This is a genomic window from Motiliproteus sp. MSK22-1 (assembly GCF_001968815.1).
In the GTDB taxonomy this organism is placed as follows: domain Bacteria; phylum Pseudomonadota; class Gammaproteobacteria; order Pseudomonadales; family Balneatricaceae; genus Motiliproteus.
Map to the genome: position 1 here is coordinate 19914 of NZ_MIEQ01000025.1, position 19723 is coordinate 39636.

The 19723-nt window shown below is 46.5% G+C and carries 19 protein-coding genes; 8 read left to right on the forward strand and 11 right to left on the reverse strand.

What is annotated here, in order from left to right; genetic code table 11:
• The first annotated feature begins 29 nt into the window (after positions 1–29).
• The 3 genes from BGP75_RS05490 to phaC all read left to right on the forward strand — a co-directional run bounded on the left by BGP75_RS05490 (position 30) and on the right by phaC (position 3087).
• On the forward strand, positions 30–911 hold the full coding sequence (locus BGP75_RS05490) for a LysR family transcriptional regulator (RefSeq protein WP_076716298.1): 882 nt from the start codon (positions 30–32) through the stop codon (positions 909–911).
• A gap of 101 nt (positions 912–1012) precedes the next feature.
• Positions 1013–2026 (forward strand): poly(R)-hydroxyalkanoic acid synthase subunit PhaE, encoded by a 1014-nt coding sequence (locus BGP75_RS05495; protein ID WP_076716301.1) that lies wholly within the window; start codon positions 1013–1015, stop codon positions 2024–2026.
• Positions 2023–3087 carry a class III poly(R)-hydroxyalkanoic acid synthase subunit PhaC gene (phaC, locus tag BGP75_RS05500; RefSeq protein WP_076716303.1) on the forward strand — a complete coding sequence of 355 codons (1065 nt, stop codon included), beginning with the start codon at positions 2023–2025 and terminating at the stop codon, positions 3085–3087. Before BGP75_RS05495 ends, phaC begins: the two co-directional genes overlap by 4 nt.
• A gap of 160 nt (positions 3088–3247) precedes the next feature.
• On the opposite strand, the gene phaR is transcribed toward phaC, so the two are convergent.
• From phaR to prmB, 5 genes are all read right to left on the reverse strand, one after another.
• Positions 3248–3739, reverse strand: a complete 492-nt coding sequence (gene phaR, locus BGP75_RS05505) for a polyhydroxyalkanoate synthesis repressor PhaR (protein ID WP_076716306.1) — start codon at positions 3737–3739, stop codon at positions 3248–3250.
• A 43-nt stretch (positions 3740–3782) separates the two neighbouring features.
• Positions 3783–4052, reverse strand: coding sequence for a DUF6489 family protein (locus BGP75_RS05510; RefSeq protein ID WP_076716308.1), 270 nt, complete (start codon positions 4050–4052; stop codon positions 3783–3785).
• 92 nt (positions 4053–4144) lie between these two features.
• On the reverse strand, positions 4145–5290 hold the full coding sequence (locus BGP75_RS05515) for an MFS transporter (RefSeq protein ID WP_076716311.1): 1146 nt from the start codon (positions 5288–5290) through the stop codon (positions 4145–4147).
• Positions 5291–5295: 5 nt separating this feature from the next.
• A complete protein-coding gene (aroC, locus tag BGP75_RS05520) occupies positions 5296–6399 on the reverse strand; it encodes a chorismate synthase (RefSeq protein ID WP_076716314.1) in 1104 nt (367 codons plus the stop codon).
• A 208-nt stretch (positions 6400–6607) separates the two neighbouring features.
• Positions 6608–7519: a 50S ribosomal protein L3 N(5)-glutamine methyltransferase gene (gene prmB / locus BGP75_RS05525; RefSeq protein ID WP_076716316.1), complete on the reverse strand. Its 912-nt coding sequence runs from the start codon at positions 7517–7519 to the stop codon at positions 6608–6610.
• A gap of 151 nt (positions 7520–7670) precedes the next feature.
• Between prmB and BGP75_RS05530 the strand changes: the two genes are divergently transcribed.
• Positions 7671–8279, forward strand: a complete 609-nt coding sequence (locus BGP75_RS05530; protein WP_083704640.1) for a Smr/MutS family protein — start codon at positions 7671–7673, stop codon at positions 8277–8279.
• A 174-nt stretch (positions 8280–8453) separates the two neighbouring features.
• Positions 8454–8993: a GTP cyclohydrolase I FolE gene (folE, locus tag BGP75_RS05535; protein WP_076716319.1), complete on the forward strand. Its 540-nt coding sequence runs from the start codon at positions 8454–8456 to the stop codon at positions 8991–8993.
• A gap of 54 nt (positions 8994–9047) precedes the next feature.
• On the opposite strand, the gene BGP75_RS05540 is transcribed toward folE, so the two are convergent.
• Both BGP75_RS05540 and BGP75_RS05545 read right to left on the reverse strand, forming a co-directional pair.
• Positions 9048–10010 carry a patatin-like phospholipase family protein gene (locus BGP75_RS05540; RefSeq protein ID WP_076716322.1) on the reverse strand — a complete coding sequence of 321 codons (963 nt, stop codon included), beginning with the start codon at positions 10008–10010 and terminating at the stop codon, positions 9048–9050.
• Between the two features lie 140 nt (positions 10011–10150).
• The gene (locus tag BGP75_RS05545; protein ID WP_076716325.1) at positions 10151–11050 is read right to left on the reverse strand and encodes a DUF4892 domain-containing protein; all 900 of its coding nucleotides are present in this window, start codon (positions 11048–11050) and stop codon (positions 10151–10153) included.
• A gap of 224 nt (positions 11051–11274) precedes the next feature.
• Between BGP75_RS05545 and BGP75_RS05550 the strand changes: the two genes are divergently transcribed.
• Positions 11275–13068: a PglL family O-oligosaccharyltransferase gene (locus BGP75_RS05550; RefSeq protein ID WP_076716328.1), complete on the forward strand. Its 1794-nt coding sequence runs from the start codon at positions 11275–11277 to the stop codon at positions 13066–13068.
• Here the strand turns inward: BGP75_RS05550 and sixA are convergent.
• The 4 genes from sixA to dinG all read right to left on the reverse strand — a co-directional run bounded on the left by sixA (position 13042) and on the right by dinG (position 18400).
• Entirely contained in the window at positions 13042–13503 is a 462-nt protein-coding gene (sixA, locus tag BGP75_RS05555; protein ID WP_076716331.1) for a phosphohistidine phosphatase SixA, read from the reverse strand. The genes BGP75_RS05550 and sixA overlap by 27 nt on opposite strands.
• Positions 13500–14531 carry an NAD(P)H-dependent glycerol-3-phosphate dehydrogenase gene (locus BGP75_RS05560; protein ID WP_076716334.1) on the reverse strand — a complete coding sequence of 344 codons (1032 nt, stop codon included), beginning with the start codon at positions 14529–14531 and terminating at the stop codon, positions 13500–13502. Before BGP75_RS05560 ends, sixA begins: the two co-directional genes overlap by 4 nt.
• An 81-nt stretch (positions 14532–14612) precedes the next feature.
• Positions 14613–15842, reverse strand: coding sequence for an ATP-dependent RNA helicase RhlB (gene rhlB, locus BGP75_RS05565; RefSeq protein WP_255395925.1), 1230 nt, complete (start codon positions 15840–15842; stop codon positions 14613–14615).
• 413 nt (positions 15843–16255) lie between these two features.
• Positions 16256–18400, reverse strand: a complete 2145-nt coding sequence (gene dinG, locus BGP75_RS05570) for an ATP-dependent DNA helicase DinG (protein WP_233152852.1) — start codon at positions 18398–18400, stop codon at positions 16256–16258.
• 220 nt (positions 18401–18620) lie between these two features.
• Between dinG and lexA the strand changes: the two genes are divergently transcribed.
• Entirely contained in the window at positions 18621–19229 is a 609-nt protein-coding gene (gene lexA, locus BGP75_RS05575) for a transcriptional repressor LexA (protein WP_198939278.1), read from the forward strand.
• A gap of 2 nt (positions 19230–19231) precedes the next feature.
• Entirely contained in the window at positions 19232–19672 is a 441-nt protein-coding gene (locus tag BGP75_RS05580) for a cell division inhibitor SulA (RefSeq protein WP_076716340.1), read from the forward strand.
• Positions 19673–19723 lie beyond the last annotated feature (51 nt).

Genomic DNA, 19723 nt, shown 5'->3' on the forward strand with positions numbered 1-19723 from the left:
CAACGCCGCTTATTTTGAAGAGTTCGTCAATGGATATCCAAGCACTTCGATCATTCGTCATTGTTGCAGAGACATCATCCTTTTCACTTGCTGCCGATCAACTCTTCATTACCCAGCCTGCGATCAGCAAGCGGATATCCAATCTGGAAGACCAGGTTGACTGTCGATTATTTGATCGGATTGGTCGAAAGGTCTCACTCACCGAAGCAGGAAAGGCCCTGCTGCCAAAAGCGCGAAATATTTTGCTGGAGATTGATGATACGCAACGCCTGCTGCATAACATGTCCGGGCAGGTAGGAGGCAAACTCTCCCTGGCCGCAAGCCATCATGTCAGCCTTCACAGGCTCCCTCCCATACTCAAGCGCTATTCAATGCAGCATCCTCAGGCGACTCTGGACTTGAAATTCACAGAATCAGAAGTTGCCTATGATCAAATTCTACATGGCTCACGGGAACTGGCGATTATCACACTATCACCGCTACCCCACCCTCAAATAGAATCCAGGGAAGTATGGATAGATCAGATGCGTTATGTCGTTACCAAAGAACATCCCCTGGCTCAGCAATCACACGTTCAATTCAAGGATCTATATCGATACAACGCCATCCTGCCGGAGAAAAGCACCTTTACGCGCCAAATCGCCGAGCAACATTTTGATGCCGAAGAACTTGAGCTGAACGTCATTATGTCCACCAACTATCTTGACACTATTCGAATGATGGTCAGCGTTGGACTGGGCTGGAGCCTGCTGCCGGACACAATGATCGACGATACGCTGAAAGTCCTGCCCGTATCCGATCAGGAAATCCAACGCCCTCTTGGCTTCATCTATCATCGAGATCGCACCCTCTCAAATGCGGCCAAAGCTTTCATAGAGCTACTTTCCACTAAAAACCGAAACGGACGGTAACTCACTGCAATATCACAAGCAGCTTTGAACACAAGTAAGTTTGCATTAGACTGAAGACCCAGCCCGACACACCCGCAAAACAGCATTCCCGGAGAAAAAACGTGGACAACAAACAGCAAGAGATTCTTCAGGACTGGCTGGAAGTCCAAAAGCAACATTGGCAAAACCTGCTCAACGGTGAGGATGTACCCGCCAGTGACTGGTCAGATCTGACCAACACTTGCCATCAGATTGCGGAACAATTGTTACCACAAAGCGCAACCCTGGTACGATCAATGACTGACCAGGCAAAAGAGTTTTCTCGCTATGGTGAGCATCTGTTAAAAGCCTTGAGCGCCCCCGACAGCCCCCCTGATTTAGAGGAAATTGTTTTCGAATTTGGCAGTCACGTGCAAGATCAGACCAACTCCATTTTCTTTAAGCAACTGGAGCTTCCTGACCATCTGTCCACCTTTCTGTCAAGCCTGGGCGCAGACACTCTCTCACTACCAGGTTTTCCTTTTATTCAGGAAGGAATAAAGAATAACCAGGCTCATTTAAAGAAAGGATTGCAACAAGCAGAGCAGGGATTTAAAGAGTTCCGTAACGCGTTAAGTGAATATATAGAAATCCAGAAGGACATTAATCGCGACAGCTGCCACCAACTACTGACGGCTTTAAAAGAGGGCGATAAGGTAGAGTCACTATCCGAATTACACTCTCTCTGGGCTCATCACTACGAACGCTGCTATCACCAACACCTCCACACCCCTGCCTATCAAGCCACCTATGGCCGCCTTTCCAATGCCTCTTTGATGCTAAAAAAACTTAATCGGCAGCACTGGGAAAGGGAGTATCTGGATTTAGGCTTAGTTCCACTGAAAGAGTACACCCAACTACTGGAACGCCATCATGATCTTCGCAAGACCGTAAAGAAGAATACTCAGCAGATTGAGCAACTGAAACAGCAATTGCGCCAGGAAACAGACAACAACACAGAAAAACTGCAACAACTTGAACACCAGATTCAATCACTAATGAAAGACCTCCCTTCCGCTCAGACCGCCGTTAAATCAAACAGCAAAGAGAAGAAAAAGAAAGCACCTGCTGTAGCCAACAAATATAAGTCGAAATGAACAATCTCAATCTGAAACCGACGGAAATTGCCAGAGAGCTGCTTGAGTTCAACAGCAGGATGTTAAAGAGCCTGGACACATTAGCTAACGTTAGCAGTATTGAGGTCGGCAGCACTGCAAATAGCGAAATATATCGGGAAGATAAACTACGCCTGCTCTACTACCCCGCAGAAAGCTCCAAACAAAAACAAGCCCCGTTACTTATAGTCTACGCTCTGGTAAATCGCCCCTATATCCTTGATCTGCAACCAGGACGCTCACTGATACAATCACTCACTCAAAGAGGTATTCCCATCTACCTGATAGATTGGGGCTACCCTGATTCAACAGATCAGTTTCTCGATCTGGACGATTATATTAATGGTTACCTTCAGAACTGTGTCAGCAAAGCACTGGAACATAGCAGCCACTCCAGGATAAATTTACTGGGTGTATGCCAAGGAGGTACTTTTAGCCTCTGCTACACGGCAATCAACCCAAATGAAGTTGCCAGTCTGATTACCATGGTAACGCCTGTGGACTTCCACACACCCGACAACACTCTCACCCAGCTGATCCGAACCATTAATACGGAACTTGCCATTGAAATCCATGGAAATTTCCCGGGAGAGGTGCTAACTCAAGCATATAATTCCCTGCTCCCCGTGCGCCTCGGGCTGGAGAAGCAACTAGGGTTACCCATGCAACTTGAAAACTATGCTGACGCACTTAATTTTTTGCGTATGGAGCGCTGGATTCACGACAGTCCAGATCTGGCTGGCAAGGCATTCAAGGAGTTCCTGACAAACTTCTTTGAACACAATCGCTTTCTAGAAGGCGGATTGAACATCGGAGAAAAAGCAGTAGATCTCAAAAAAATCCACCAGCCTGTTCTTAACCTTTTTGCTGCCAAGGACCACCTCGTTCCTCCTCAAGCATCCAGAGCCCTCAAACAACTAACATCCAGCAGGGATTACCAGGAAAAACAGTTTAACGGAGGCCATATAGGTATATTTGTGGGTAAGCAATCCCAAAAGAAACTACCGGATTTGATTGCCAAGTGGCTCATAGATCACGAATAAAAACGGATAAGGATAAGCGATTAGAATATACAACAGTCTCACGTAGTCTAAATCAGCAGAACCTACAGCAAATGCTCCGTTCTCGAACAATATTTCCTTTAGACTTACAGCAGGCAATTAATCCAACCGGCCTATTACGGCCGGTCAGAACAGAGTACTTCTATTTTTCAGTGTTGCCAGGCTCGTCTGCAGGCCCCTTTGGTGGGACTGAGTCACTACTGCTTTTTACATCCTCAGGCGCCTTAAACATATTCCACATAGCCATATTTTGGCCTGCAATCTTGTTCATCATAGTCAAAGGGTTCGCCGCATCAATCATTGACTCCATCTGCTCACGAATTTGATCCTGTTGAGCGAGAAACGTACCAATACTTTGCTCCAGATACTGGCGCATCATCCCTTGCATGTTATCCCCGTAGAAACGAATCAGTTGCTGCAGCACTTGATTAGTCAGGATTCCGGCGCCGTCTCCCTCCTGCTCAGAGATAATCTGCAACAAAATATTTCGCGTAAGATCCTTCCCCGTTTTTGAGTCCTGTACCTGAAACTGTACTTTTTCCAGCACAAGCTCCTTGACATCTTCCAAGGTAATGTAACAACTTCTTGAAGTATCATAGAGTCGACGGTTGGTGTACTTTCTTAAAATACGCAAGGTCTGTTGTTCCTCTTTTGTGCATTGTAGCGACAGTGCACCTTTAGCTTTTATCTGAATTATTATCAGCCTTTTTATCAGCCCCGGTATAGGACGTTATCATCTGCATCATCATCCTCTGAAATTGATCCATTGACGCGGAACCCGGTAAATAAGGCTTCATCAACGTCATAGGATCATATCCTTCGGTACCCGCCTCAACCTGCGCTCGTACCTGCTCCAACAGCTCTTTCTGGAACTCCTGAACATCAGGCAGCCCCAAAATTTTTCTCATCTCTTCAGGGGTAATATCCAAATCTATTGTTACTTTCATCTTCAACTCCCTGAACTCATTGATGTCGGAAATCTGCACTAAGTAATTTATAGCAGATAACTGCTTCTATGATAAGGGCATTTCAAATCAGCCTAATCAATCCTTAAACCTTTCCAGGCCAGAAAAAGACCAATAAGGCTTATAACGGCTGCAGAGAAAAATGTAGCGCCGCCACCAAATGTCGTCCATATAAGGCCGCTGCCATATGCACCTAAAGCACCACCTACGCCAAAGCCAAAACTACTGTATAGTGCCTGCCCCTGCCCTTGAGTGCCAGCCGGAAAAAAACTCTGCACCAGCGCAATACCCGCAGCATGAAGACAACCAAATGTAACCGCATGCATTATTTGCGCAATAATGACAACTGAAAACAAATGGGGATAGGCGCCGATCAAACACCAGCGTATTGTGCAAACAAGCAAACCTGACATCACCATATTCCGCAGTCCGATCCGACCCAAGGCCCTGTGCATGACTATAAACATGACGACCTCAGCCGCAACGCCCAGTGCCCAAAGCAGACCTATATCGACCTTAGTGTATCCAAAACCACTCATATAGATGGAGTAAAAGGTGTAATAGGGACCATGCCCCAATTGAATCAGCAGCGAAACGAGAAAAAAGATTATGACTTCAGGCCTGCGGAGAATACCTAGAAATTCAGCACTGGTTGAATCAATCTTAATATTTGGCTGCCGGGGTGCAAATAATGTCGTGATCCATATCAACGCCATACCAGCCCAAGACAGAGGGATCAGCAGGCTGATAGAGGACTGCTCAAACAACCCTCCCAAAAGCACTACAGCTATAATAAAACCAACAGAGCCCCATAACCTGACCTGACTGTACCGGGCTCGCTGGTCTCCCAATGCATGAAGCGTGATCACTTCATATTGTGGTAACACGGCGTTCCAGAAGAAGGTAAAAGAAAACATCAGCAAAGCCATTTGCCAATATTCATGAGACCAAAAAGCGGCAGAAAATACCAGGAAAGTTAAAAAGGAACCTATACGAATGATACTCAAACGCTTGCCGGTACGATCAGCAAGCCAACCCCATAGATTTGGAGCGATTATGCGCGTCCCCATGAGGATCGCCATCAACGATCCAATTTCTCCGGCATCAAAACCAAGATGCTCGAGGTACAGCCCCCAGTAAGGAACAATCGCCCCGAGCAAGGCAAAGTAACAAAGATAGAATGAAGAAAGACGCCAGTACGGCAAAGAATCTTTCCGCATTCAAGTCAGGACTTTTTTACAGATGCAGGAATTATGGGAACACCGGAGACTACATCAGCATTCTGCCCACGATGACGGAGAAAATGATCAATCAAAACCAGCGCCAACATGGCCTCCGCAATTGGCGTGGCTCTGATCCCAACACAAGGATCATGGCGCCCCTTAGTAACCACTTCAATCGGCTGTCCATTTCGATCAACACTGGTTCCGGGAAGATGAAGACTTGACGTGGGCTTAAGCGCCAGATGCGCAACAATGTCCTGCCCTGTTGAGATTCCCCCAAGAATACCACCTGCATGATTAGACAGAAAACCTTCGACAGTCATTTCATCCCGATGCTCACTGCCTCTTTGCTCAACCACGTCAAAACCATCTCCAATTTCAACACCTTTGACTGCGTTAATACTCATCAGCCCATGAGCAATTTCCGCATCAAGCCTGTCAAAAATGGGCTCACCCAGTCCAACTTTTACACCACTGGCCACCACAGTCAATCGAGCGCCGATAGAGTCTCCCGCCTTGCGTAACCGGTCCATATAGGTTTCCAGCTCTGATACCTTATCTGGATCAGGGCAAAAAAACGGATTGTTTTCAATCTCTTCCCAAACAACCTTGTCTGCTCGTATTGGCCCTAGCTGAGATAAATAACCACGCACCTGAATCCCAACTGTCGCAAGATATTTCTTAGCGACAGCGCCAGCAGCAACACGCATCGCGGTTTCGCGAGCGGAGGATCGCCCACCACCACGATAATCACGAACACCATATTTTTGCAAATAGGTATAGTCTGCATGACCTGGGCGAAAACTGTCAGCGATGTTCGAATAATCCTTAGAACGCTGATCCGTATTTTCAATCAACAGCCCAATAGGGGTCCCCGTAGTAACTCCTTCAAACACTCCAGAGAGAATTTTGACCTGATCCGGTTCTCTTCGTTGTGTAGTATGACGGGAGGTTCCCGGCTTACGACGATCCAGGTCTTTCTGCAGATCCTGCTCTGACAGCGCCAATCCGGGAGGGCAACCATCGACAATACAACCTAATGCCGGACCATGGCTCTCACCAAAGGTTGTAACAGCAAATAATTTACCAAATGTGTTTCCTGACATTGCATACTCCGGGCTATCTCACAACAGATCTACTCAGCTGCTGATATCATCAGCATTAGAACTGCTTTCTTAATTCTTTGATCAACTGAACCAACACTTCAATTATCTGCACGCACAATCTATTCAGCACAACAGATAACAAATCGATTCAGCACATCATAGGGTAATTGAACAAATCCACATAGATACAAGAGCGGCCTAAAAATTGCTAAAAGCAGCTTTGATGCTGCTGTAACGTCTCGGCGCTTAGCAAAAATACACCGTTTCCCCCATTGGGAAGATCCAGCCAAATAAACGGAACCTCAGGGTATTGTTGCTGTAAGGCAACTTCTGAATTACCAACCTCGACAACAAGAACTCCATCTTCGGTTAAATACTCTGAAGCCTGACGTAGAATTTGTCGGGTAATATCCAGACCATCAACTCCAGAACCAAGCCCTAATGCGGGCTCATGCTGATATTCTTTAGGCATTGAGGCTAGATCATCTCTATTCACATAGGGCGGATTGCTAACAATAAGCTGATAACGTTGATTAACCTCTGTAAACAGATCAGACTGGATGGCCTGAACCCGTTCTTGCAACTGGTATTGGTTGATATTCTTTTGACAGACTTCCAGAGCATCAGCTGAAAGATCCACCAGATCTACTTCAGCCATTTCAAAATACTGAGCACAGGCGATACCAATACAACCACTCCCGGTACAAAGATCCAATACACGTTCGACAGCTACATCACCTAACCAGGGCTGGAACCCTTCTTCAATCAGCCCTGCTATAGGGGACCTGGGAATCAGTACACGCTGATCAACAAAAAAGGGCATGCCACAAAAATAAGCTTCTCCAATCAGATAAGGCGCAGGAATTCTCTGCTTTATTCTGGCATCGAACAGTCGTAAAACCTCTCGTTTTTCAGATTCAAGCAACCGTGCAGACAGCACCTCTGGATCTGCATTCCATGGCATCCCGGCTACGTGCAAGACCATCTGAACAGCTTCATCCCAGCTATTGTCTGTACCATGACCAAAAAAGAGGTCAGCTTTATTCATTCGACTGGCGCCCAGCCGGATGAAATCACGTATTGTTTTCAGCTGTTTTAAAGCTGTGTCATTCTGATCCATTGGATATTTCAATATTCCAAAGCATTTTGTTCAAAAACTAGATTTCTTGCCATGCAAGATATAAGGAGACAAAATTGAATCCCGCACTGGCAACCTATGCCCCAAGGTTTAAAATGGGGCCTTATAGTAATGAATCTTGTAGCAAATCACCATGACAGAGAAGAATCAGTCGGACAAAAACCAGACTCAGGCCCCTGATGATACGACAGAAGCCTGCTTCAGGGAGTTAATGGGTAACGACATTACACCGATTAAGCAAAACCGTGCAAATATCTCCCGGCGAGTTAATACCAGTGGCAATAGCCAGTACCGACGAACAGCGGCACAATCTAGCGACGACCGTTTCGATCAGGGATTATCAGACGAACTGCGTACGCTTGTTGATTCGGAGGAAGAACTTATTTTTGCTCAAGCAGGGATTCAGCTAAGGGTGATGAAAAAACTCAGAAAGGGACATATCCCTTGGGAAGAAGGTCTGGATCTCCATGGTTATACAGTGGATCGAGCAAGAGAAGAGCTAGGACTTTTTATCAGACAGGCCAGTTACAGGGATCAGCGCTGCGTAATAGTTGTGCACGGTAAAGCACACTCTGAAGACGGCACTCCTGCGTTACTTAAATCTTACGTCAACGATTGGCTCCAGCAGATGGAACAGGTATTGGCCTTTGTTTCCGCCCAACCAAAAGATGGTGGCACTGGTGCGCTTTATGTACTTTTAAAAAACAGGAATAAGAGAAACCAAAGGTTCTCAGAGTTATAAATATGACGAATCAGGAACACATCATATTCAAAAAACACTCTACTATACCGCAAGGGTAAAACTACTTTACCTGACGGAATGAATAGCGTAGCGTAGCCCCTTTTGGGTCGGGGCAGCCTGTCGCTGCACCAACGATCATCCGCTACATTACAGTAGACGCAATAGAGTAAGACCATGAAAGAAGCATTTGCCAGTATTATCGAGGCCGTGGGAGAAGACCTGGAACGAGATGGCCTTCAGGACACTCCTGAACGCGCTGCCAAGGCATTTAACTACCTTACCCGCGGGTACCAACAGACACTTGACGAAGTGGTCAACAACGCTCTGTTTGATTCCGATAACAGTGAAATGGTGCTCGTAAAAGACATTGAGCTGTATTCACTGTGCGAGCACCATATGCTCCCCTTTATCGGTAAATGCCACGTGGCTTACATCCCATCTGGCAAAGTGCTCGGCTTGTCGAAAATCGCCCGTATCGTTGACATGTATGCCCGGCGCCTGCAGATACAGGAAAATATGACTAAACAGATTGCTGACAGTATTATGGAAGTAACCGGCGCTGCAGGGGTCGGAGTCATTATTGAAGCTCAGCATATGTGCATGATGATGCGCGGCGTAGAAAAACAGAACGGTGTAATGAAAACATCAATGATGCTGGGCCTGTTTCGCAACAATCCCAGCACCCGGGCGGAATTCCTTTCTCTCGTTAGCTAAAACAGATTCAAACTGCTGCTCGGGCCGCCAAAGCCAAGAAGGCCCGAGTTTGATTTAGCTTTCTCCTTCCCCGGCCAGCCTTAAACCGTGTTCGTAGTGATCCATGACATGCTTGGCAGCCTCCCTTCCTATATCAATCATCTCTTTAGCACGATAAAACTCATAGAAACGGCAGGATGATTTGGGGATTTCGATAAGCACATCTGGCGGATAGCCAGCAATTTTATATTGAGTCAAGCTACTCTGCATAACCTCCACTGACTGGTAGATCATTTCCAGACGGCCGATTTTATTACTCCGCTTACGTAAACGCTCGCTCTTAACTTTCAAGGGCCTGGGCTTGCTCTTGGCTTTATTAAGATTATCAGAAGGCCCTGTACCACCCAGCGCTATGCCTGCATCCCAGTCATCCATAAAGCCATGCTTGTCAGTATACAACGGCTCAAACTCTTCACCACCTCTAGTCACAGGCGGGGCACTGAGATTGACCGCAACAATAATGTCAGCATGAGCAGAAACCGTCGGAACGATAGGTACGGGGTTAAGCAACCCACCATCGACAAGTATGCGATCCCCCTTGATAACAGGGGCAAACAAGCTCGGAATGGCAATAGATGCACGCATTGCTTCAAACAGATCCCCCTCCTGGAACCAGACTTCTTTTTGATTAGTTAGATCTGTAGCAACTGCAGTATAAGAAATCGGCAATTCCTGGATCAGATGAGGCCCGACCAAATCCTGAATTATGGCAAATACTTTATCACCACGGATCATGCCAAATGTATCAAAAGAAAGATCAACCAGCCGTAAAATATCAATGTAACTTCGACTGGTAGCCCACTCTTCATACTGCCTCAACTTTCCTGCAGCATATATACCTCCGACCAAGGCCCCCATTGAACAACCAGCAATTGCAATGATTTTATAATTTCGACTCAACAACTCTTCAATGACACCGATATGTGCATGCCCCCGCGCACCACCACTACCCAAAACCAAAGAAACGGTTTTCACCATTAAGTCGTCCGCCCTGTCGACATGTCTTCATATTCAATATCGAATCGACCCAATTTATCCACTGCTGAAAATTACAGATAAACCAAGCCAACAAAACCTCTCAAACTCATTTCCCAATACACACCGTGCAAAGGGCAAATCTACTCCACCATTATCTCAATTCTATTATCCGGAACTTCGCTATTATAAGCGGGAGCCAGCGGACCGACACCGAAGGTTCTCAACCGGGCTTCCTGAACCCCTAGACCGACAAGCATCTCTTTCAGATTTTCTGCATAAACCCTGGCATCATTTTGCAACCTTTCAAAAGGACCTCTCTTTTCCTGATGACCAATCAGCCATATATCCGACAAAGGCCGCTCAGAAAGCAAGGACAAAAGCGCATCCGCCAGCACTTTTAACTCACTGGCCTTCCAGTCTTTGTCCAGTACAGCAACCCGATCTCCTTGCTGTAATCGCCTGATCACAGCATCCACAGCCATAACGCCCTCATCGCCGGCAACCGCTGCAGCAGGCCTTATCACATCAAGATGAAGGTAAACCCGCCTGTTCCCTCGTCGAACGCTGTAGAGCACGACAGTCACACCTTCATCCAAGTTCAGCTTCGCCGCCAGATAATATTGTTCTCGATCAACACCATACAGTTTGGCTATACCAAATTGACTGTTGGCCCACTCACTACTGCTACCACAGTTGCGCTCCTCACAAGAGAACAAAACGTCGTGAGGGATAGATTCCAATTGTCGCTGAAAATATTCAAACACAGCCTTGCTGCTGTGACCTGATGGAATCCGGTAGGTTATGCGAGTCAGCTGACCATCGATATATTCCGCTTTCTCCGGGGAAATAACACCATTAACCTTTTTCATCCGACCAAGAGCTAAGCGATACTCAGGCACCAGCAACTGGGTATATTGATCTATATAAGAAAGAGGATAGCGCTCCAGAACATCAGAATCAGCAGAACCGCTCACATCCACAGAAGCTGACACCATTGATGCGCCAAACATAAACAAACCACCCAGAATGACATTCAACATTAACCGAAGTCCTGTCTTTCTAGCTAATTCAGGCATATTTTGTTTTCGATAGCGTTGCAAAAGATCACTCCTACTTTTTACTTTTGTCCCCACCTGTATCTCCATTGGGCCCTTCCGTATCAAAAAGCAACTGTCATCTGAAAGCTTAGATAATTTTCAACTCAAGATACTCTACGTTCGCATTTTTCGCTATTATCGACAACCTAACTTTCAGGGTATTGTTTATGAATAGCTTAGCGGATAAGCAGACAGAACGACGCTTTAACATTGCTTTTATTACACTTTTTTCACTTCTATTCCTGCTCGCCCCTAGCTATTACCAGCCAAACCAAGGGGGAGAAGGGCTATTTCTGCCCTTTAACAATGTCGTATGGATTGTTGTAAGTTTTATCCTGGGACTAGCCTTACTGAAGGTACTGCATACGGGACACCTTTATGTACCAAGCATGACCTACGTTATGTTTTTTTTCCTGGGAACCACAACTATTTTAGGAATGGTTAATAGCGTAGCCACACCCGTCCCCTGGTTGTTCCGAAGCCTGGCTCTCTGGGGAGGCGTATTCTTCTTTATTGCCATGGCTCAATTTAAACTGAATCGACGCTGGCAAGACAACCTACTCTACATAATTATGATCTCTGCTGCCATCCAGTCAATATATGGGCTGATTCAAGTTCTGATTACTGATCCAGCTCCTTCATGGCTGCCAATGTCACCTGGATTTCCCCGCGGAATTTTCCAGCAAACCAATCTCAATGCCAGCTTTTCTGCTACTGGTTTGATTATCGCCTTATACCTAATAACTTCCGCTTCATATGGAAACAGAAAATTAATTATCCAAGCTCTACCATTAGCAGCTGCAGCCCTATGTATTGCGACACTGGTTAGCGCAGGCTCCAGAGTAGGCTTAACTGGCGCTGCAATCGGGATTACGCTCCTGATTGTTACTCGATTCCACAAAGTCTGGAGGTCAAAAAATGCCATAACCTTATTTATCATTTTTACTGCCGCAAGCGCCATTCTAACGACGCAACTGGATACTCATACAGGTGGACTGGAAACAGGCGTTAAAAAATTCAGTTCGGCTATAAAGGATAGTAGTCATCGCTCTGCAATATATGAATCCAGCTGGGAGCTGATAAAAGAAAAGCCTCTTCTTGGCTACGGTATCGGTCAGTTCCAGAAAGTCTGGCATGAAAAAAAGATCGAATACATTAAGAACCATCCTGAAGCTCCTGTGATGCCTCATCGCCTCAGCCATCCACACAACGAATTGCTTTACTGGGCCGTTGAAGGGGGAGCTATTGCTGTTCTAGGCATATTACTAATGATGCTCTCCGTTTTCTGGTATTGCTCACGACTGGGCATTCAAGAAGGCGGCAAGCATCTAGCTCTATTAATCCCTATAGGCATACACACCCAGGTGGAACTTCCATTTTATATTTCACAGCTTCACTGGATAACATTTATTACTATACTAGCGATGATAGCCACCCACCAAAGAAAGATAATACCAACAAATCTGAGCAGCTATGCAAGAGTAACCAGCCTTTCCATTGCCTTTGCAATACCGGTATTGGCAACAACCTTTTTCACTGACAGCTTATCAGCCATTAACAGCACCATAAACTTCCTGGTAAACAAAAACAAAGATATCCGCGCGCTCGAGCAGCCTGCAAAGAATATCTACCATCTCGAAAACGTCAACCTGCTTAGAATGCGTATTTTACTGCACGCCGGTCTCGACGAAAACAATGAAGAATTGCTCAGAGAATACGTATCAATGGCATTCGCACGGCTGACAAACACACCAGACATTAATGTCTTCAATGGACTGGCCGTTGCACTACATCACCTCAAAGACTATGACACCAGCCACCAGGTAATAGGTCGAGCACTAGCGATCTATCCCACAACACCTCTCACTCTTGCAGGACGAGACAAAATTATGGAACTCGATAGAAAGGCCGGAATTTTTGATCAGTACTGGCGATCAGTCCCCACCCCTGATCCACAGTAACTCACCACAACCTGTGGCAGCCACTTCATATTCGATGGCTGCCATCATTCCTGTATCCAGAAACTTTCTACCAGATACATAGCCAGCTAAACTGTTTATCGCGTTGGTTAACAACGGGTTATGGCCAACAAGCAGCACTCTGTCTTGAAGAGGCTCTATTCTGTCGATAAAGAGCTGCAAATCAGTACCAGGGGCTAACCAGTGAACTGTTTCAACGGGGGATTCAATTTCAAGCGAATCCAATACGATTGAAGCTGTGCTTTGAGCACGCCAATAGGGGCTACAATAAATGCGCGGGATACCGCCGAGGCTATTTTTTTGCTGATCAACAATGACTTCAACCTGTTTCCGCCCCCGCTCAGTCAAAGGTCGGTGACGATCTGTTAATCCATTGCCAGCCTCTCCGTGCCGAAGAAAAAAGACGGTTCGACTCATCGAGGAATAGATTTATCCAGAACTTCGAACTCTACATCCTCTCCCTGCTGACTTAGCATCAACTTTCGAACGACATCCTGAACTGGAAGCTTGTTAAAGACCACTTCAAAAAGCCCGCCAACCAAAGGCATATACACACCCAACTCATCAGCTTTAGCTTTCACATATTTGATCGTATTCACACCTTCAGCGACTTCACCCAATTCACTGACAGCACCCTCAAGATCTCTTCCTTGCCCCAAAGCAAAACCTACACGATAATTCCGGCTAAGAGGGGACATGCAAGTCACAATCAAATCACCAACTCCAGCCAGCCCGAGAAAAGTCATAGGATCTGCGCCCATTCGGACAGCAAAGCGACTCATTTCAGCGAGACTCCGTGTCATTAGCATACTGCGGGTATTTTCTCCCATCCCCATAGCCGCACACATACCTGCGGCTATTGCATAAATATTCTTTAGGGCGCCACCCAATTCAACACCGTAAACATCAGAGCCGGCATAGACACGAAAATAATCGCAATGAAATGCGGACTGTACTTTTGCACAGAGCTCTTCACTCTCACTAGCAATAACAGTAGCCGTCAATTGACGAGTGGCCACCTCTTTCGCCAAGTTCGGACCACTTATCACGCCAACCCGGCACTGCGGGGCTTCATCGCCAATCACTTCGCTCATCAGCTTAAAAGTGCCTGCCTCCACTCCCTTGGTCGTGCTGACTAAGGCATGCTGCGCGGTTAAATAGGGCTTGATTTGGCTAACCACCTGACGAAAATGGCTGCTGGGTATTGCGACAAGAACTAGAGAACTTTCAGCAAGAGCATCTGCAAAATCAGTCACAGGAATTAGCCCGGGATGCAATTTACATCCTGGCAGATAACGTTCATTTTCCCGATTGACTGCCATCCTTTCAGCCTGATCAGAGCTCCGCATCCATTGATAAACTTTATTGCCATTTTCAGCAGCAATATTAGCAAGAACGGTGCCAAAGCTGCCTCCACCTAAAACGGTAATTACCTGTTGATTCATCGCTGGATTACTAACCTTTTATCATTCAACGTAAGCGTCAATCCGTTCAGGTAATGAATCGGATAAATAGATTAAACCCTGTCAAGAGGGCCGCTTGAGCAAATCCTCACTGGGATGCACACATTCCAGTTGCTGCCCGATCAACTCTTCAATCTCCGGAATCATAAAAGAATCCGTCTCACAGGCAAAACTATAAGAGATACCTTCCGCACCAGCCCTGCCTGTACGACCAATCCGATGCACGTAATCTTCAGGATCTTCTGGTAAGTTGTAGTTGATCACATGACTAACGCCATCGACATGAATACCACGCCCAGCCACATCAGTTGCCACCAGAACCTTAATCCGACCACTTCGGAAAGCCTCCAGTGTCTTCACCCGCTGACTCTGACTAACCTCACCGGACAGCAGCTCAGCACCAATTCCCGTACGCTTTAATCGTTCGGTCAAACGCCTGGTAACATCACGACGATTAGCAAAAACCATTACCCGTTCAAGATGTTGCTGTCGAACGACGTTGTATAGTAAGTTAAATTTATCTTCTTCGCCGACCAGGTAGATTTGCTGTTTGACATTTTCTGAGGTGACGTGCTCCGGTTCAATTTCAACCATCACCGAATCCAATGTCCACATTCTGGCCAAGTTCAAAATATCTTCAGAAAATGTTGCACTGAACAGCAGGGTCTGCCTATCCTTCTTGTGGGGTGTACTTCGTATAATCTCCCTTACATCGGGAATAAATCCCATACTCAACATTCGATCTGCTTCATCAAGCACCAATGTTTCTACGGCGCTAAGATCGACATCACCTTTTCGATTGAAGTCCAGTAAACGCCCAGGAGTTGCGACCAATAAATCCACAACACCTTCCTTAAGCTGACGACGTTGCTTTTCATAATCCATTCCCCCGACAACAGTAAGTACTTTTAGGTCCGTATATTTAATCAGCCCTGCAGCATCCTTCGCTATCTGCATCACAAGCTCCCTGGTTGGTGCGACAACCAGAGCTCTGGGCTTGCCGTTGGAACGCTGAGTTTTTAACGGATAGTCAACCATATCAGTAAGAGCACTGATCAAAAAGGCAGCTGTTTTACCGGTTCCTGTCTGAGCTTTTCCGGTAAGGTCTTTCCCTTCTAAGGTATGGACCAGTGTTTTGGCCTGTATCGGAGTACAGTACTGAAATCCAACGTCTGCAATTGCATGCATTACGCTGTCAGGTAGATCAAGATCGTGAAATCGTATTTTTTCAGGATCCTCAGGTACGATAAACTGGCTTAATGACCAATTATCCTGGCGGGATTTTTTTTCCAATTTAACTTCTGACTGAGAAGAATTCCGATGACCAGGCTTGCCTGAGACCTTATTCCTATCGACACTCTGCCCGTCACTTCTGTTATTTTTTCTTCCTGCTGAAGTACTTTTTGTAACCGGCCTAGCTGTCGGGGACAGATTCTCACCGGTGTCTGTATCTTGCTTCTTTGAAGCCTTGGATGAGTCGCCGAACGTTTTGGAAATCCACTTAAGCAATGGGGTACCCCGAGTTCTATGTAGGCTGATAACAAGAGCGTCAAACTAACCCTCAGATTGACGCGTGCTGAATTGTAAAGCAAATCCCCCTTGCCGTCAGTTTTTACTTACTGCAGCGGTTAAGCATTCCAAAAACTCTATCAATAATGATTCTGATAAATTTAAAACTAAAACTATCCCTCCCCTCGAATAAATCACTACCTGGAAAATGCCGGTAGTGACTCTAGCAAAGCCCTGCCGTAACGCCGGGTAACAAGTCGATTATCTAATAATGTAATCTGCCCCCGATCAGTTTCTGATCTCAACAACCGTCCACAAGCCTGAATCAACTTTACCGAAGCATCGGGAACCGATATTTCCATAAAAGGATCGCCTCCACGTTCACGTATCCATTCATGAAGCGCCGCCTCTACCGGATCTCCCGGCACAGAAAAAGGAATTTTAGCAATCACAACATGAGTAAGATATTCTCCCGGCAAATCGACTCCTTCTGCAAATGATGCCAATCCAAACAGCACACTCCCGTTGCCGTCATCTATCCGTAGCTTATGTTGCCTCAGAACCTCCTGCTTTGAATACATTCCCTGAGCGATAATTTCAAGGTGCTTAGCGGGAGCTAATAACTCCTGTACCCTGAGCATTTGCCTCCACGATGTAAACAACACCAAGGCTGCATCTTCTTTCGATAGTACTTGTTGTAAAGTAGTAGCAACCGCTTCATCGTGAGCCTCCGTATCTGCCGGAGAAGCCTTCAAATCAGGTATATTCAAACGGGCAGCGTTAGCGTAGTCAAAAGGGCTGGGCACACGACTATATCGACAGTTTTCAGGCAACCCCGTTCGCATAATCAATCGCTGAAACTCTCCAAGCGCTGTAAGGGTGGCCGAAGTCACGACCGCCCCTGCACAAGGCTCCCACAGATGGGATTTTAACGTTTCTGATGCCACAATGGGACTGCAAGCCAACTCAATATCATGCCCTTCGGCCCCATCAACAGCCGTGAGCCAGCGCGCTTGGGGAGCTCCACTCGCAGGATTGGCAACAGCATAATCGCGCCACAGCGCAAGAGCACTCTCTGATCTTGCCAGCATGCGGCCTACCGTAGGATACCAGCGTTCCGCTCCTTCTTTGGAAATACCCAGCAAGGGCTCACTGATAGCTTCCTTTAACGTTTCTGCCGTCGCATCCAGCTGAGAGAAGATCTGATTATATAACCCAGCTAATTGAGAAGCGGATTCCCGCACCTGCTCTGGCACCACCCCGCCAGCAAAACGGCTGTGTTTCTTTTCCCGGTCATCAGCGACCAGCTCTTGCTGCAGCCCTTCAATAGCAGGAAGCAACACCCCTAAAGACTGATTGGTAGTTTCGGACAAACTAGCCACCATGGATAGCTTGCGCGCCAACCCGTCAGGATTCCCCAGATCTTTCACCAGTCTGCCCAGCGTCTTAGGGAGCTGCATTAACCATGACTGCGTTGAGCGAAGCCTGAGACGATAACTGAAATGCTGAAGCGCTTTATCGGAGAGATGATGGCCCTCATCGAAGATATAGATCGTTTCTTGAGGATCAGGAAGAATAGCCCCTCCCCCCAGAGCCAAGTCCGACAGTACCAAATCATGATTTGCAACAATACAGTCAGCTTTATCCAACCCCTGTCTCGATCGAAAAAAACAACAGCCGGAAAAGTGGCTGCAGCGACGGTTGGTACATTGACGATGATCAGTCGTAACCGGCCGCCAATCTTGATCATCCAGCTCCTTCGGCCAGCTGTCTCGCTCCCCGTCCCAATCACCTTTAGCGTAGCTTTCACCAAGGTCCTGATAAAGCGTATGCGTCCTATCATCCAGGCGAAGATCTAATTCATCTTCATAAAGCGCTTGACTGGGGTTTTGAGATTCATGATTCTGCAGCAACATATCCAACTTGCTAAGACAAAGATATCGCCCTCGTCCTTTAACCAGCTCATAGCTAAAATCCATACCGCTGTGTTGTGCCAAATCAGGTAAATCTTTCAGAACGATTTGTTCCTGTAAAGCGATAGTAGCGGTAGAAACAACCAGTTTTTTCCCCAAGTGCTTGGCCACAGGCAATGCTGCTAACAGGTATGCGACTGTTTTACCCGTTCCCGTACCGGCTTCCACCACACTGATTGCCGGTGTTGATTCATCCTGGGCCATTAAGCCTTTTACGATTTCTGCGATCATCAGCCGCTGACCATATCGAGCCCGATACTCTTTACTCTCGATATAATGGCTATAAGCCTGCTGAACTTCTTGTTTTAATGCTTCTGGAATGGCAACTGTCACGCCACTGTAACTCCAAGTCAGGTGAAACCAAGCCACTATCTTGCCTCAAATCCTGAAGGCAATAAATTGGCCCAGCTAAGAATCAATATAAAAAGCTAAAAGCTGTTAGCTCAGCTTTCAGGACTTAACTGCTGTCAATAAACTGCATCAAAGCACGTGGTGAAAATTGTTTTGCAAATAGTGGTCGACAACTGTATAAAAACACATATACTGTATATAAATACAGAGATTTCATCCACCACACACCGGAAGCGCCATGATTAATCTGACCAAGCGGCAAACCGAAGTCCTTGAGTGCGTCAAGCACTATATAGAAAGCACCGGTTATCCGCCAACCAGAGCAGACATTGCCAGAGAACTCGGCTTTAAATCAGCTAATGCAGCCGAAGAGCATCTAAAAGCCCTTGCACGAAAAGGTGCCATAGAAATGATACCCGGGACATCTCGTGGCATTAGGGTACCGGGAATGGAAGATGATACCCAGGGCATCCCTATAGTCGGCCGCGTTGCTGCCGGTAGCCCTGTACTTGCTCAGGAGCATATTGATGAGCATTGTCAAATTTCTGCTGATTTCTTCAGCCCAAAGGCTGACTACTTTCTTCGTGTGCAGGGGTTAAGCATGATAGATGCCGGAATATTTGATGGTGATTTACTTGCGGTACATCAAGCTCAGGAGGCAAACAATGGTCAAATCGTTGTCGCACGCATAGGCGATGAGGTCACGGTCAAGCGGTTTTTGAAAAACAAACATAAAGTCCAGCTTATTGCAGAAAACAAAGATTTTTCTCCAATTGAAATAGATCTTCGACACCAAGAACTCACGATTGAGGGCTTGGCTGTCGGTGTATTGAGAAGAGGTAACTAGCCATGCAGACCACTATCTTCGAGACCCTGGATAACCAGAACAGCACAATCCCCTGGGTTCCTGCCTTACAACCAAAAACGCCGGTGATGGCAGGCAAAATAACAGAAATTATTCTTCAGGATGAAGATGAGTATAACTTCCAACTATTGATGCCACTGCTAGCCCAGCTAAGTAAAGATGATCGCTGGTTCGCCTGGATAGCCCCACCAAAGAAAATGCCAAGAGCATGGCTATTGGAAGCAGGAATAGACATAAACAAAATAATGGTCCTGCAACCGGATCAGGAACACAATGAATTAGAACTTGCCACCAAGGCATTGCAGACAGGCACTTGTCATGCCGTCATCAGCTGGCCTGGCCAGCTAGACGAAACGGATTTTGAGCAACTGCAATTCGCTGCAAAGCGAGGCCAAAGCCATGCTATTCTTATTCGTCCACGCTAACAGCATAGCAACGGACTCCGTATAAAGACGCTAGACAGCACGCATACCATA

Bases quoted from the DNA above. Each gene is read 5' to 3' on its own strand.
- BGP75_RS05490 (WP_076716298.1), top strand. From the start codon at position 30: ATGGATATCCAAGCACTTCGATCATTCGTCATTGTTGCAGAGACATCA.
- phaC (WP_076716303.1), top strand. From the start codon at position 2,023: ATGAACAATCTCAATCTGAAACCGACGGAAATTGCCAGAGAGCTGCTT.
- BGP75_RS05510 (WP_076716308.1), bottom strand. From the start codon at position 4,052: ATGAAAGTAACAATAGATTTGGATATTACCCCTGAAGAGATGAGAAAA.
- BGP75_RS05515 (WP_076716311.1), bottom strand. From the start codon at position 5,290: ATGCGGAAAGATTCTTTGCCGTACTGGCGTCTTTCTTCATTCTATCTT.
- aroC (WP_076716314.1), bottom strand. From the start codon at position 6,399: ATGTCAGGAAACACATTTGGTAAATTATTTGCTGTTACAACCTTTGGT.
- prmB (WP_076716316.1), bottom strand. From the start codon at position 7,519: ATGGATCAGAATGACACAGCTTTAAAACAGCTGAAAACAATACGTGAT.
- BGP75_RS05530 (WP_083704640.1), top strand. From the start codon at position 7,671: ATGACAGAGAAGAATCAGTCGGACAAAAACCAGACTCAGGCCCCTGAT.
- folE (WP_076716319.1), top strand. From the start codon at position 8,454: ATGAAAGAAGCATTTGCCAGTATTATCGAGGCCGTGGGAGAAGACCTG.
- BGP75_RS05540 (WP_076716322.1), bottom strand. From the start codon at position 10,010: ATGGTGAAAACCGTTTCTTTGGTTTTGGGTAGTGGTGGTGCGCGGGGG.
- BGP75_RS05545 (WP_076716325.1), bottom strand. From the start codon at position 11,050: ATGTTGAATGTCATTCTGGGTGGTTTGTTTATGTTTGGCGCATCAATG.
- BGP75_RS05550 (WP_076716328.1), top strand. From the start codon at position 11,275: ATGAATAGCTTAGCGGATAAGCAGACAGAACGACGCTTTAACATTGCT.
- sixA (WP_076716331.1), bottom strand. From the start codon at position 13,503: ATGAGTCGAACCGTCTTTTTTCTTCGGCACGGAGAGGCTGGCAATGGA.
- BGP75_RS05560 (WP_076716334.1), bottom strand. From the start codon at position 14,531: ATGAATCAACAGGTAATTACCGTTTTAGGTGGAGGCAGCTTTGGCACC.
- lexA (WP_198939278.1), top strand. From the start codon at position 18,621: ATGATTAATCTGACCAAGCGGCAAACCGAAGTCCTTGAGTGCGTCAAG.
- BGP75_RS05580 (WP_076716340.1), top strand. From the start codon at position 19,232: ATGCAGACCACTATCTTCGAGACCCTGGATAACCAGAACAGCACAATC.